The 12,851-nt window shown below is 66.9% G+C and carries 13 protein-coding genes; 2 read left to right on the top strand and 11 right to left on the bottom strand.

The features are described 5' to 3' along the window. The first annotated feature begins 87 nt into the window (after positions 1-87). Both ACIPV5_RS06810 and ACIPV5_RS06805 read left to right on the top strand, forming a co-directional pair. Complete coding sequence (locus ACIPV5_RS06810) at positions 88-1,014, top strand: Bax inhibitor-1/YccA family protein (protein ID WP_053098988.1); 927 nt, start codon at positions 88-90, stop codon at positions 1,012-1,014. A 159-nt stretch (positions 1,015-1,173) separates the two neighbouring features. Continuing rightward, positions 1,174-1,446, top strand: a complete 273-nt coding sequence (locus ACIPV5_RS06805) for a GlsB/YeaQ/YmgE family stress response membrane protein (RefSeq protein WP_053098987.1) — start codon at positions 1,174-1,176, stop codon at positions 1,444-1,446. Between the two features lie 77 nt (positions 1,447-1,523). Here ACIPV5_RS06805 and ACIPV5_RS06800 read toward each other — a convergent pair whose 3' ends face one another. The 11 genes from ACIPV5_RS06800 to ACIPV5_RS06750 all read right to left on the bottom strand — a co-directional run bounded on the left by ACIPV5_RS06800 (position 1,524) and on the right by ACIPV5_RS06750 (position 12,732). Beyond that, a complete protein-coding gene (locus ACIPV5_RS06800; protein WP_400340456.1) occupies positions 1,524-2,813 on the bottom strand; it encodes an RNA polymerase sigma factor in 1,290 nt (429 codons plus the stop codon). A 1-nt stretch (position 2,814) separates the two neighbouring features. Further along, positions 2,815-3,243 (bottom strand): YciI family protein, encoded by a 429-nt coding sequence (locus ACIPV5_RS06795; protein WP_053098985.1) that lies wholly within the window; start codon positions 3,241-3,243, stop codon positions 2,815-2,817. 113 nt (positions 3,244-3,356) lie between these two features. Next, positions 3,357-4,295 carry an L-lactate dehydrogenase gene (locus tag ACIPV5_RS06790; protein ID WP_400340453.1) on the bottom strand — a complete coding sequence of 313 codons (939 nt, stop codon included), beginning with the start codon at positions 4,293-4,295 and terminating at the stop codon, positions 3,357-3,359. A gap of 81 nt (positions 4,296-4,376) precedes the next feature. Next, a complete protein-coding gene (guaA, locus tag ACIPV5_RS06785) occupies positions 4,377-5,963 on the bottom strand; it encodes a glutamine-hydrolyzing GMP synthase (RefSeq protein WP_072590861.1) in 1,587 nt (528 codons plus the stop codon). Then, positions 5,960-6,430, bottom strand: a complete 471-nt coding sequence (locus tag ACIPV5_RS06780; RefSeq protein WP_053098982.1) for a DUF3817 domain-containing protein — start codon at positions 6,428-6,430, stop codon at positions 5,960-5,962. The genes guaA and ACIPV5_RS06780 overlap by 4 nt, the downstream gene beginning before the upstream one ends. A 40-nt stretch (positions 6,431-6,470) precedes the next feature. Continuing rightward, on the bottom strand, positions 6,471-7,448 hold the full coding sequence (locus ACIPV5_RS06775) for a class I mannose-6-phosphate isomerase (protein WP_400340451.1): 978 nt from the start codon (positions 7,446-7,448) through the stop codon (positions 6,471-6,473). Continuing rightward, positions 7,445-8,641, bottom strand: a complete 1,197-nt coding sequence (locus tag ACIPV5_RS06770) for an ADP-dependent glucokinase/phosphofructokinase (RefSeq protein WP_400340450.1) — start codon at positions 8,639-8,641, stop codon at positions 7,445-7,447. Before ACIPV5_RS06770 ends, ACIPV5_RS06775 begins: the two co-directional genes overlap by 4 nt. 30 nt (positions 8,642-8,671) lie before the next feature. Continuing rightward, positions 8,672-9,535 carry a ketose-bisphosphate aldolase gene (locus ACIPV5_RS06765; protein WP_053098979.1) on the bottom strand — a complete coding sequence of 288 codons (864 nt, stop codon included), beginning with the start codon at positions 9,533-9,535 and terminating at the stop codon, positions 8,672-8,674. Positions 9,536-9,581: 46 nt separating this feature from the next. After that, a complete protein-coding gene (locus ACIPV5_RS06760; RefSeq protein ID WP_053098978.1) occupies positions 9,582-10,427 on the bottom strand; it encodes a carbohydrate ABC transporter permease in 846 nt (281 codons plus the stop codon). Between the two features lie 2 nt (positions 10,428-10,429). After that, positions 10,430-11,353 carry a carbohydrate ABC transporter permease gene (locus tag ACIPV5_RS06755; RefSeq protein WP_053098977.1) on the bottom strand — a complete coding sequence of 308 codons (924 nt, stop codon included), beginning with the start codon at positions 11,351-11,353 and terminating at the stop codon, positions 10,430-10,432. A gap of 83 nt (positions 11,354-11,436) precedes the next feature. Further along, complete coding sequence (locus tag ACIPV5_RS06750; RefSeq protein WP_056277298.1) at positions 11,437-12,732, bottom strand: sugar ABC transporter substrate-binding protein; 1,296 nt, start codon at positions 12,730-12,732, stop codon at positions 11,437-11,439. Positions 12,733-12,851 lie beyond the last annotated feature (119 nt).

Below are 12,851 nucleotides of genomic sequence, written 5' to 3'. Positions count from 1 at the left end.
GCTCTCAGCGTAGAACACCCTGATGACCTGCCCTTCCGGGTATCGTGGAGGAAAGCGACCTACAACCCACTTTGGAGTGAGGCCCACATGAGCAACTTCGCCTTCAACAACCCGGCGTTCCAGCAGCAGGATCCGCGCAACGTCGCGACCTACCCGGGTGCCCCGCAGGGAGCGCAGGGGGCGCAAGCCGCGTCGTTCCAGCACGGCACCATGGACGCCGCGGCGAACGCACAGCTGGAGGGCATGTACGCGGCTCCCCCGGCCGGCGCGATCGAGACCGACCGCATGTCCGTCGAGGACACCGTCTGGAAGACCGCCGGACTCTTCGCCATCCTGCTCGTCACCGCCGCCGTCGGCTGGTTCCTGACTCTGGGCGGCGTCGCCGCTCCCGAGCTGAACCCCTACAACCGCTTCGAGCCGAACCTCATGCCGTGGATCGTCGGCGCACTCGGCGGCTTCGTGCTCGCGATGGTCATCACGTTCACCTCGCGCAAGAAGGTCCGCCCCGCGCTGATCTTCGCCTACGCCGCATTCGAGGGCCTCTTCGTCGGCGGCATCTCGGCGTTCTTCGAGGTCATGTGGCCCGGCATCGTCGTGCAGGCCACGCTCGCCACGGTCTCGGTCGTCGGCGTGACCCTCGCTCTCTTCGCCAGCGGCAAGATTCGCGCGTCGAAGAAGGCCACCAAGATCTTCATGATCGCCATGGTCGGCTACCTCGTGTTCTCGCTGCTGAACCTCGTGCTCATGTGGACCGGCGTCCTCCCCCAGGGTCAGGCGTTCGGCCTCTACAGCCAGCCCATCTTCGGCATCCCGCTCGGTCTGATCATCGGCGTCCTGGTCGTCATCATGGCGGCCTACTCGCTGGTCCTCGACTTCGACCAGATCCAGCAGGGCGTGCGCAACGGCGCTCCCCGCAAGTACGGCTGGCTCGGCGCCTTCGGCATCATGGTCACGGTCGTCTGGCTCTACGTCGAGATCCTGCGCATCATCGCGATCGTCCGCGGCAACAACTGACCGCGAACCGCCTCACTCAGAGGCCCGTCCCTTCGGGGGCGGGCCTCTTGGCATATCCGAGGCCTCCAGCGCAAGGGGTTGGCTGATAATCAGCTGAGAGGGCACAGTGGATCACACGAGCCCTGGCACCCCAGGGCTCACGAAACAAAGGAGCTGAACATGAGCTTTCTCGGATTCCTTCTTCTCGGCCTCATCGCCGGAGCCATCGCGAAGCTGATCCTTCCCGGCAAGCAGGGTGGCGGATGGTTCATCACCCTCCTGCTCGGCGTCGTCGGCGCCCTCCTCGGCGGCTGGCTCGGAAGCCTGATCCTGAACCGTCCTCTCACGGAGTTCTGGGACCTGGGCACGTGGCTCCTCGCCATCGGCGGCTCGATCATCGTGCTGCTGATCTACGGCCTGATCGTCAACCGCGGCAGCAAGGCCCGCAGCTGACCTCATAGCAACACAGGAAACCGCCCTCTTCCCCAGCGACGCTGGTGAAGAGGGCGGTTTCTCTGTGTGCCGTCTGCTCAGCGCGCGTCGGCCTTGGCCTGCAGCAGCGCCCGCTCCCTGTCGTTGCCTGCGAGCGCTGCGGCGACGGCGAACTCGCTGCGCGCCTCCTCCGCGCGACCGAGTCGCAGCAGCAGTTCCCCCCGCGTCGCGGGCAGCAGGTGGTAACCGGCCAGCGCACCCGAGGCGCCGAGCCGGTCGATGATCTGCAGAGCGGATGCCGGGCCCGTCGCCATCGCGACGGCAGCCGCCCGGTTGAGCTCCACGACCGGCGAGGGAGCGATCCGACCGAGCGCCTCGTACAGGAGCACGATCCGCTCCCAGTCGGTGTCGTCGACGCCCGCGGCTGTCGCATGGCATTCCGCGATCCCCGCCTGAAGGCCGTAGGGGCCGCGACCCGAGCCGAGTGCGTCAGCGGCCGCGAGCGCAGCACGTCCCCGCGCGATGCGGCTGCGATCCCAGCGACGACGGTCCTGGTCGGACAGGAGCACCGGTTCGCCGTGGGCATCGATCCGGGCGGGGAACCGCGCGGCGGTGAGCTCCATCAGGGCCAGCAGGCTGTGCACGTCGCGCTCGCGCGGCATCAGCGCGGCCAGCACCCGCGTGAGTCTGATCGCCTCGAGACTCAGCTCGGGGCGCATCCAGTCGGGACCGCTGCTCGCGGCGTGCCCCTCGTTGAAGATCAGGTAGAGCACGCCCAGGATCGCTCCCAGGCGCTCTGCGTGCTCCTCCCGTGGTGGCATCTCGAACGGGACCTGCGCCGCACCGAGAGTCTTCTTAGCCCGCACGATGCGCTGCTGCACGGTCGCCGTCGGCACGAGGAACGCCCGGGCGATCTCTTCGCTCGACAGGCCGCCCACCACGCGGAGGGTGAGCGCCACCTGCGCCTCGCGCGAGAGCACCGGGTGGCACGAGATGAAGATCAGCCGCAGCACGTCGTCGTCGACCGCATCCGGGTCCCAGGGCGGCGCGTCTGCGGCATCCGCCTGCTCTCGCTCGAGGTCGTGGGCGAGCACGGCCATCCGGTCGTCGAGACGTTCGCGGCGCCGCCAGCCGTCGATCGCCTTGCGCTTCGCGACCGCCGTGAGCCAGGCGGCGCCGTTGCGCGGCACGCCCTCGACCGGCCACTGCCGCAGGGCATCGAGCAGCGCCTCCTGCGCGAGGTCCTCGGCGAGGCCGAAGTCGCCGACCACACGCGTCAGGGTCGCGACGATCTTCGCCGACTCGATGCGCCACACGGCGGCGACGGCCCGCCGCACGTCCTCGTCGGGTGCGTGGCGGACCGTCTCGCGGTGTGCGGAGTCGGTCATCTCACTGCTGGGCGCGACGCGCCTCTTCCTCTTCGCGCCAGCCCTTCTCCTTCTCGATCCACTCGTTGTCGGCCGGGAAGTCGGACTCGTCGGTCACACGCCGCACCTCGAGGAACGACCCCTTGCCGAGGGGAGCCCTGCTCGCCCACTCCGCCGCCTCTTCACGACTGGAGACCTCGAGGATCCAGAAGCCGTTGAACAGCTCCTTCGTCTCTCCGTAGGGGCCGTCGGTGATGAGAGGCTTCTCGGCGCTGAAGTCGACGACGAATCCCTCCGCCGCGTCGCTGAGGCCCTCGCCCGCAGCCAGCACGCCGGCCTTGATCATCGACTCGTTGTACTTGCCCATCGCCTCGATGACCTGCTCGAACGGCATCTCCTTGTACGCCTCGACCGCTTCGTCGTTCGAGCGCATGATCAGCATGTACTTCATGGTGTTCTCCTCGGTGGTGGGGCCGCCTGTCGACCCTCTCATTGAAGACGTCGAACGAAGGTGCCGCAGATCGACATCTCCGCGAAAAAACTCTGGGATTCTCCGGTGGCCGTTCAGTCGAGCTCGTCGACCGCAGCCCGGATCGCGTCGGCCGAGGCCCGCAGCAGTGCGAGTTCGTGCTCGCTCATGGGCGTCTCGGCCAACGGCACGGCCCCGGCAGCGCCCACCACCGAGGGCACCGACAGCGCGACACCGCGAAGCCCGTATTCGCCGTCGAGCACCGTCGCGACCGGAAGCACCGCCCGCTCGTCGTGCAGCACTGCCTCGGCGATGCGGGCGCAGCTGACGCCGATCGCGAGATTCGTGGCTCCCTTGCCGCGGATGACGGCATAGGCCGCATCGCGCACCTCGACGGCGATGCGGTCGAGCTCGTCGACGGTGAACGGCTCATCGGCGGGCCAGTCGAGAATCGGCACCGAGCCGATGGTCGCGTTCGACCAGAGCGGGAACTCCGTGTCGCCGTGCTCGCCCACGATGTCGGCGTGCACGCTCGCGGTGCTCACATTCGCGCGATGCGCGAGCCGCCAGCGCAGACGCGACGTGTCGAGCACGGTTCCGGATCCGAAGACGCGATGCGGCGGCAGGCCCGAGACACGCTGGGCGACGACCGTCATCACATCGGCCGGATTCGTGACGATGATGAAGACGGCGTTCGGCGCGCGCTCGACGAGCTGGGGCATGAGCTTCTCGAGCAGACGAGCGTTGATGCCCGAGAGCTCCATGCGGGTCTGTCCCGGCTGCTGCTTCGCTCCGGCGGTGACGACGATCACGTCGCTGCCCTCGACGACGGCGAGGTCGGAGCCGCCGCTCACGGCCGCGGAGGTGAACTGCGTCCCGTGCGCGAGATCGAGCACCTCGGCATCCACCTTGTCGGTGGCGATGTCGTAGAGCGCGAGCTCGGCCGCACTCCCCCGGATCAGCGCCGCATACGCGACGCTGACGCCCACACTGCCTGCACCGATCACCGTGATCTTCGTCCGCGCCTTGGTCATACGCTCATCCTGCCCGAAATAACGCGAACGGGCACGGACCGTGATGGTCCGTGCCCGTTCGAGATCAGGTGAGCGAGACGCTCACTCCCATTCGATGGTCCCCGGCGGCTTCGACGTCACGTCGAGCACGACGCGGTTGACGTCGCGCACGCCGTTGGTGATCCGGTTGGAGATCTTGGCCAGCACGTCATAGGGCAGGCGTGTCCAGTCGGCGGTCATGGCGTCTTCACTCGACACCGGACGCAGCACGATCGGGTGGCCGTAGGTGCGTCCGTCGCCCTGCACGCCGACCGAGCGGACGTCGGCGAGGAGAACGACCGGGCACTGCCAGATGTCCTGGTCGAGTCCGGCCTTGGTGAGCTCCTCGCGAGCGATGGCATCGGCCTCGCGGAGGATCTCGAGGCGGTCCTGCGTGACCTCGCCGATGATACGGATTCCGAGGCCGGGGCCGGGGAACGGCTGGCGCCCGACGATGGCCTCGGGGATGCCGAGCTCGCGGCCGATCGCACGGACCTCGTCCTTGAACAGCGCGCGCAGCGGCTCGATGAGCTCGAAGTCGAGGTCATCGGGAAGTCCGCCGACGTTGTGATGCGACTTGATGTTCGCGGTGCCTGCACCGCCGCCCGACTCGACGACGTCGGGGTAGAGCGTGCCCTGCACGAGGAACTTGACCGGGGCGCCGCCCGAGGCCTTCGCCTCGGCGACGAGGTCGAGCTGCACCTTCTCGAAAGCGCGGATGAACTCGCGCCCGATGATCTTGCGCTTCTCCTCGGGGTCGGTGACGCCCTTGAGATGACCGAGGAAGACATCTGCCGCGTCGACCGTGATCAGACGCACGCCGGTCGACTCGACGTAGTCCTTCTCGACCTGCTCGCGCTCGCCCTTGCGGAGAAGGCCGTGGTCGACGAACACCGCGGTCAGCTGGTCGCCGATCGCCTTGTGCACGAGCGCGGTCGAGACCGCCGAGTCGACACCGCCGGAGAGGGCGGAGATGACGCGGGCGTCACCGACCTGCTCGCGGATGCGCTCGACCTGCTCGGCGATCACGTTGTCGCTGTTCCAGTCGGAGGCGAGCCCGGCTCCCTTGTGCAGGAAGTTCTCGAGCACCTGCTGTCCGTGGTCGGAGTGCTTGACCTCGGGATGCCACTGCACACCGTAGAAGCCGCGCTCCTCGTTCGCGAACGCCGCGACCTTCGTCGCGTCGGTCGTGGCGAGCACGTCGAACCCCTCGGGCGCCTTGGCGACCTGGTCGCCGTGGCTCATCCAGACGTTCTGCGCTGCCGGCTGGCCGCCGAGCAGCGTGCCGCCGTCGCCGGAGATGACGGCATCCGTCGCGCCGTACTCGCGAAGCCCGGTGTTCGCGACCTCGCCGCCGAGCGTCTGCGCCATGTACTGGAAGCCATAGCAGATGCCCAGCGTGGGCACTCCGAGGTCGAACACGGCCGGGTCGAGGCGCGGGGCGCCCTCTTCGTAGACCGACGACGGACCACCCGAGAGGATGATGGCGACGGGGTTCTTCTCGGCGATCTCGGCGGCCGTGGCGGTGTGCGGCACGATCTCGCTGTAGACACCCGCCTCACGCACTCGGCGGGCGATCAGCTGCGCGTACTGCGCGCCGAAGTCGACGACGAGCGCGGGGCGCTGCTGGGTCTCGGACTGTTCGGTCACCGGACACCTTCCGTGGCAGGGGCGGGGGCCGCGGCGGCCTCCCGGGAAGCGAGGTAGGCCTTGACGTCGCGGGCGACGATGGCCTCCATGAAGAACGACAGCAGCGGGATGACGCCGCCGAGCGCGAGCAGGATGAAGCGCAGGAACGGCCAGCGCATCAGGCTCCACATCCGGAAGCACGCGAAGAGGTAGACGACGTAGAACCAGCCGTGCGCGACGAGGATCGAGAGCGAGATGTTGAGTCCGTCGCCGGTCGATTCGAGGCCCTCGGGTCCCTCGACCACGGGTGCGAACCACAGCAGACCGCCGGATCCCCCTGCGAAGAGCTCGAGTCGGATCGGCGTGTACTTCAGCACCATCTCGGCGACCAGCAGGAGCAGCATGACTCCGGTGATGATCGACGCGATCTGGTAGAACTTCAGCGCACCACGGATCGCCGGAAAGCTGGCGACTTTCGGTTCGGGCATGGCTCCAGTCTAGCCGGGGAGAGTCCGCGTCGATTCCGAGTCAGGGCGCGGGCGGGCGGGCGACGAGAAGCTCGCCCGCGCCCGTCGCCTCGAGCGCCCCGGCCGCATCCGGCACGAGCAGCGAGGAACCGATGCGGAGTCTCCGTCCGTCGATCTCGATGTCACCGCCGCTCACGATCACGATCGAGAAGCCGCGACCGACGACGGTCGAGCCGTCGACGGGGATCCGCTCGAGTCGGAAGTACTCGTCCGCGGCGGCTGGAAAGACGGAACCGGAATCGGGGGCGGTTCCGATCAGCGCATCCAGGTCGGCCGCCGAACGCCCACGGGTGTTCACCGCGGCGAGCGCCAGCTCAAAGCCGAGGCCGAGATGCCCGGCCTCCGCACCGTCGATCGCGAAGCCGTCCCACTCGAGAAGGATCGACAGATCTTCGGGCTGCTGGAGTTCGAGCAGCAGGATTCCGGCGCCGATCGCGTGCAGTTCGCCCGGCGGCACCCAGACGACGTCGCCCGCAGCGACCTCCACCTCGTGCAGCAGACCGAGCAGTGCGTCCACGTCCTGCCGATCCACGAGGTCGGCGAGCGCCGCGGCATCGACGTCCTGCCGCAGTCCGACATGCACCGTGCCGCCCTGCAGCATGTACCACGCCTCTGCCTTGCCGTGTGCTCGACCGAGATGCGTCGCTGCGAAGTCGTCGTGCGGGTGCGCATGCACCGGCAGTCGCTGCCCCGCGTCCAACAGCTTCACGAGCAGTCGTGTGTCCGCACCCCACCGTGCGACGTGGGCATCGCCCAGCCAGGCCGTCGGATCGTGCTCGATCACGTCACGCAGCACGCGGCCGTCCGGGAGCGTGGTGAGCCCGAGCAGGGGCTCGCCGTTGACCGTGGTCGTCGAGCCGATCCAGTCCTCCGGCTCGCGGGGAGCGTCACTGGCTTCGCCGCGGAAGGCGCTGATGCGCGCACCGCCGCGGTAGAAGCGCTCGGCGGGCCGGTTGGACGACAGCAGGATCGGGTTCACACGTTCTCCTTCGATCGCACGGCTCCGGCGAGGAAGCCGCCGACGAACGTGTCGCCGAGTCCGACGGTCGTCGGTGTGGCGACGTCGAGCGAGAATGCGGCGACCCCGACGGAACCGGGCAGACCGGCCTCGACAGCGGCGACGAGCGCCTCCCCTCCCCCGTGGCGGGGCATCGCATCGGTGTCGTCGACGTCCGCGGCGGTCAGGGCGTCGCCCACGCGGTAGCGGGTGGCGGCGACGCGGACGGCGGAGTCGAGGGCGGCACCGTGCCGGGCGGCATCCGGTCCGATGGCGATCGCCCAGTAGCGGGTGTGTACGACGAGTGCCCGCGCAGGGATGATCGCGTGCACCGCGCGGAGGGCGCGGATGACGTCGTCGGTGTCGAGGAGGTTCACCGCGCGTCCGAGGTACTCCTGCAGCTCATCCTCGTTCATGCCGTAGACATGGATCTGCGGCAGCAGATGGCGGCGCACGGTGTCGGCGAAATCGCGCGTGTAGAAGCCCGCGTCCTCGTAGTAGACGAGCGCGTCGTCGGGGAGGCTGCGCATCGCGCCCTGCACCTCGGCGAGCCGGAGCTCCAGCAGGTCGTGATCCTGCATCGTGTTGAATCCCGAGACGAGGAAGACGCCCGCGTCCGACAGCGTCGTCGGCAGATCGGTGGCGAGCAACATCCTCCGGTTCGGCGGATCGTTCGCGAAGATCAGCCGATTGGGCGCGGGCGACAGGACGTCGCCGTCCGTGAGGCGCACGTGCGCGCCGACCGGATACTGCACGATCAGATGCGGGTCGAGGGTGTCCTCGGTCGCCGAGCAGATGTACGAGATCGTGTCCGGCAGCAGACGACGGACGTTGTCGTCGATGCTGACGAGGTGCTGCACGCTCGGCATGCCGAGGGCGTCGAGCACGAGCCCCGCTCGCACACCGGTGCCCCCGAGCGTGATCGCGTGCTCGAAGTGCGATACGAAGTCCTCGATCACCTCGGACGAGGCGACGAAACGCTCCGCCCCGGTCCCCGAGGCGACGAACGCGAGCACCGCCACCAGCAACGACCGTTCGTCGGTGATCGGCGCCGTGGTGGTGAGCTCGTGCCGCCGCACTCCGTGCGCGTGCGCCAGCCTGTCGAACACCGACGAATCCCACTTCAGCTCGTAGTCGACGGTGCCGCCGAGTCCGAGTACGAGAGTTCTGCCCACGTCGCCGATCATCCTTCCGAGATCCGGGGTTCAGTACAGCGACGCCTTGCCGTCCGCACCGAACAGCTCGATCTTCTCAGCAGCGGTGGCTTTCATGGCCTCGAGCGCCGCCGGCTGGATCGCGTTCGGCTCGCGCAGACGCTGATCGGTGCCGAGGATCTCGCGCATGCGGTTGTGGTACGAGACCTTGATGTCGCTCGAGATGTTGATCTTGTTCACACCCAGCTCGACGGCGCGGCGGAGTTCCGCATCCGGGTTCGAGGATCCGCCATGCAGCACGAGCGGGATGCCGACCGCGGCCTTGATCTGCTCGAGCAGGTCGTGACGCAGCTCGGGGTTCTTGTCGCTCGGGTACAGGCCGTGCGACGTGCCGATCGCGATGGCTAGACTGTCGACGCCTGTCTCCTCGACGAAGCGCACCGCGTCTTCCGGGTTCGTGTAGATGATCTCGGCCGCTCCCGACTCGCCGTAGCTGTCGTTGGCGCCGATCGTGCCGAGTTCGCCCTCGACCTGGATGCCGACGGCGTGCGCCGCGTCGACCACCTTGCGCGTGAGCGCGACGTTCTCGTCGAACGGCAGCAGCGATGCGTCGATCATGACCGAGGTGAAGCCGGCCTTGATGGCCGAGATGATCTCCTCGTAGCTTCCGCCGTGGTCCCAGTGGATCGCGACGGGCACGCTCGACCGGTGGGCGCGGGCGTGCATCGCGGGGATGAGGTCGGTGGTGATGTGCGACACCTCGTCGGGGTGGATCGCGATGATGACCGGAGCGGCCTTCTCCTCGCTGATGTCCATGATTCCGTTGAACATCGCCCAGTCGCTGATGTTGAACGCCGGGATGGCGAAGTTGTTGGCATTGGCGACATCGAGGATGGATTTGCCGGTGTAGAGCACGTGATTTCTCCTGTTTCGTGGTGGTCGTGGATCCGTCGGGACGACGTCAGCTCTTCACGGACCCCGCCGTGAGACCGCTGATGAAGTACCGCTGGAAGATGAGGAAGAGGATGAGGACCGGGATCGAGCCGAGCACGCTCATCGCCATGATCTGGTTCCACTCGTACGAGTGCTGCCCCATGAGCAGCTGGATGCCGATGGGCACTGTGCGCATGTCGATCGTGCGGGTGAGGGTGAGAGCGAAGAGGTACTCGTTCCACGCGATCATGAACGTGTAGATGCCGACGGACACGATCCCGGGGATCGAGATCGGCACGAGGATGCGCCACAGGGCGGTCATGGATCCGGCGCCGTCGACGCGGACGGCCTCGTCGAGCTCCTTGGGGAGGGTGTTGAAGTAGCCGGTCATCATGATGATCGCGTAGGGCAGCGTGAACACCATGTAGGTGAGGATCAGCCCGAGGTACGAGTTGTACAGCCCGAGCGCCACCATCAGACCGAAGTACGGGATCAGCAGGGTGATGGGTGGTACGGCCTGCACGCTGACGATGACGACGTTGAGGATGCGCTTGCCCCGGAAGTCGAACCGGCTGAACGCGTACGCCGCCTGGATCGCGACCAGGAGGGTGAGGATCGTGACGGAGCCCGCGACGACGTAGCTGTTGAAGAAGAACCGCATCGTCTCGGGGTTCGTGAAGATCGCGATGTAGGCGTCGAACGAGAACGTGTCGGTGACCAGACGAGGAGGCAGTTCGAAGATCTGCGTGTTCGACTTGAACGAGCTCGACAGCATCCACAGCACGGGCCCTGCGGCGAACACCGCTCCGAGGATGAGGCCGATCATGACCCCGGTCTTGGCGACGCGGCGCTGGTTCTGCACGGTGAGAGCCATGGTCAGTCCCTCGCTTTCTGGTGACGGACGTAGAAGACGGCGAGCACCATCGACATGAGCAGGACCAGCACAGCGGAGGTCGCCGCGAGCGAGAAGTCGTACTTCGCGAAGGCGAGCTTGTAGGTGAAGGTGCTGAGCACCTCGGTCACGTCGATCGGTCCGCCACCCGTGGTCATCCAGATGAGCGCGAACTGCTGCGACGTCCAGATCAGGTCGAGCAGCACGAGGCTGACGATGATGGGACGCAGCTGCGGGATGGTGACGTTCCAGAAGCGCTGCACGGCACCCGCGCCATCGACGGTGGCAGCCTCGTTCAGCTCATTCGGGATGCCCTGGAGGCCGGCCAGCAGGCTGACCATGAAGAAGGGGTATCCCGCCCAGATGTTGATGAAGATGATGGTGCCGAGCGCGAGCTGCGGCGATGCGAGCCATTCGATGTCGGTGTTGAGCAGGAAGTTCACCACACCGTTCGGGGCCAGGAGCATCCGCCACAGCACGGCGATCACGGCGACCGTGAACAGCCACGGCAGCACGTACAGGGCCCGGAAGAAGGACCGTGAGAACCGACCGAGCAGCGGGCTGTTGAGCATCATCGCGAAGGCGAGACCGAGCACCAGGTGCGCCACCACGCTGGTCACCGTGAAGAGGATGGTGTTGCCCGTCGCCTTCCAGAAGCGCGGATCCGACAGGATCTCGACGTAGTTGCCGATGCCGACGAACTCGGGCGACTTGTTCAGGATCACGTTGTCCTGGAACGAATAGCCGATCACCATGACGATCGGCACGATCATCAGCACGAACAGCAGGATGATGGTCGGCGAGAGGAAGGCGTACGACTCGGTCGTCTTGCGCAGCTGCCGTCGGCGACGCGACAGCGCGACTCCGGTGACGATCACCTCGGTGTCGTCGGACGTTCTCAGGCTCATGGGAAGCGTGGCTCCTTGGTTGGTCGGGTGCCGCATCGCATCGGGAGCGATGCGGCACCCCGTTCAATGCGGGTCGTGGGAGATCAGAACTCCGCGACCCACGCGTCCTGCGCCTTCTTGAGCGCGTCGTCGATCGACTGCTGACCGTCGAAGGCCGACTGCAGCTGCTCGCCGAGCTGACGCATCAGCTCCTCCGCCACGGGGAGCCCGGTGAACTCGTTCGCCGGGTAGCCCGCCTGGTAGATCTCGAACGCCGTCTTGAACAGCTCATCGTCCTCGACGAACCCGGGGACCGACTTCGAGTTGCCGGGGAACGCGTTCGCCATCGTCGAGAGCTCCGAGTTGGTCTGCTCGCTCATGAGGAACTCGACCAGCTTGAATGCCGCCTCCTTGTGCTCCGAGTTCTCGGCGACGCCGATGCCCCAGGATGCGTAGGGGATGCCGCGCTCGCCGTCGTATCCGTCCTCGGCCGGCAGCGCCGAGATCGAGAACTTCAGATCGGGGTTCGTCTCGCGGATCAGGTTGATGTGCGCGAGCGAGTCGATCATCATGCCGACACGACCGTTGGTGAACTCCTCGACCTTGTCCTGCTCCTTCATCGTGAAGGAACCGGAGGCGATCGAGCCGTCATCCCACATGCCGCCGATGAAGTCGACCGCCGACGTCACATCGTCGTTCGTCAGATCGGGCTGACCGTCTTCGAGCATCGAGCCTCCGGAGGCCCACACCCACGACATGACGTCGTTCTGCACGCCGTTCGGCGCTTCCAGGGAGAGCGGGAGCACCCAGCCCGACACGTCGCCGCCGAGCGCCGAGACCTTCGATGCCGCGTCGGCGAACTCCGTGCGCGTGGCCGGCGGGGCGGTGACGCCCGCATCTGCCAGCAGCGTGTCGTTGGTGAACATCGGGTAGACGAAGTTCACCACCGGGATCATGTATGTGCTGTCGTCGACCTGGATCTGGCTCGCCAGCTCGCTGTCGTCGTAGTCGTACTCCTCCATGAGTGCGGTGAGGTCTGCGATCACTCCCTGAGAGGCGAAGTCGTTGACCCACGCGCCGTCGAGGCCGACGACGTCCGGCATGGTGCCGGAGGCCGCTCCCGCGAACAGCTGCTCCTTGGTCGATGCGTACGGTCCGCTCACGAGCTTGACCGTGACGCCCGGGTTGGCGTCCTCGAATTCGTCGATGAGCGCCCGGAACTCACCGTCGGGGAGCTCGGGCTCCCACCACTGGGCGAACTCGATGGTGACGTCTCCGCCATCCCCTCCATCGGTTCCGCTGTCGCCTGCCGCGCACCCTGCCACGGCCAGGACTGTCACGGCTGCTGTCGCTGCGCCGGCGAGCTTCAGAATGCGTCGCCCTCGCCCCACTGTGATCATCACTTCTCCTCTTCGAGATCGTGCCGCATTCGCGCTTCAATGCTTGTTCATGCGGTTTTGAGCAATGTTATGCCGTAGTTTGCGAGATGGTCAAGCATTCTCTGCATCTATTTCGACTT

Origin of the sequence: Microbacterium sp. NPDC090014, from assembly GCF_044748285.1 — a bacterium.
Classification (GTDB): domain Bacteria; phylum Actinomycetota; class Actinomycetes; order Actinomycetales; family Microbacteriaceae; genus Microbacterium.
Note: the sequence above shows the minus strand (reverse complement) of the source record. Positions and strands in the feature narration are given on the sequence as shown.

Coding starts and splice junctions, on each gene's coding strand:
- ACIPV5_RS06810 (WP_053098988.1), top strand. CDS start 88: ATGAGCAACTTCGCCTTCAACAACCCGGCGTTCCAGCAGCAGGATCCG.
- ACIPV5_RS06805 (WP_053098987.1), top strand. CDS start 1,174: ATGAGCTTTCTCGGATTCCTTCTTCTCGGCCTCATCGCCGGAGCCATC.
- ACIPV5_RS06800 (WP_400340456.1), bottom strand. CDS start 2,813: ATGACCGACTCCGCACACCGCGAGACGGTCCGCCACGCACCCGACGAG.
- ACIPV5_RS06795 (WP_053098985.1), bottom strand. CDS start 3,243: ATGAAGTACATGCTGATCATGCGCTCGAACGACGAAGCGGTCGAGGCG.
- ACIPV5_RS06790 (WP_400340453.1), bottom strand. CDS start 4,295: ATGACCAAGGCGCGGACGAAGATCACGGTGATCGGTGCAGGCAGTGTG.
- ACIPV5_RS06780 (WP_053098982.1), bottom strand. CDS start 6,430: ATGCCCGAACCGAAAGTCGCCAGCTTTCCGGCGATCCGTGGTGCGCTG.
- ACIPV5_RS06760 (WP_053098978.1), bottom strand. CDS start 10,427: ATGGCTCTCACCGTGCAGAACCAGCGCCGCGTCGCCAAGACCGGGGTC.
- ACIPV5_RS06755 (WP_053098977.1), bottom strand. CDS start 11,353: ATGAGCCTGAGAACGTCCGACGACACCGAGGTGATCGTCACCGGAGTC.
- ACIPV5_RS06750 (WP_056277298.1), bottom strand. CDS start 12,732: ATGATCACAGTGGGGCGAGGGCGACGCATTCTGAAGCTCGCCGGCGCA.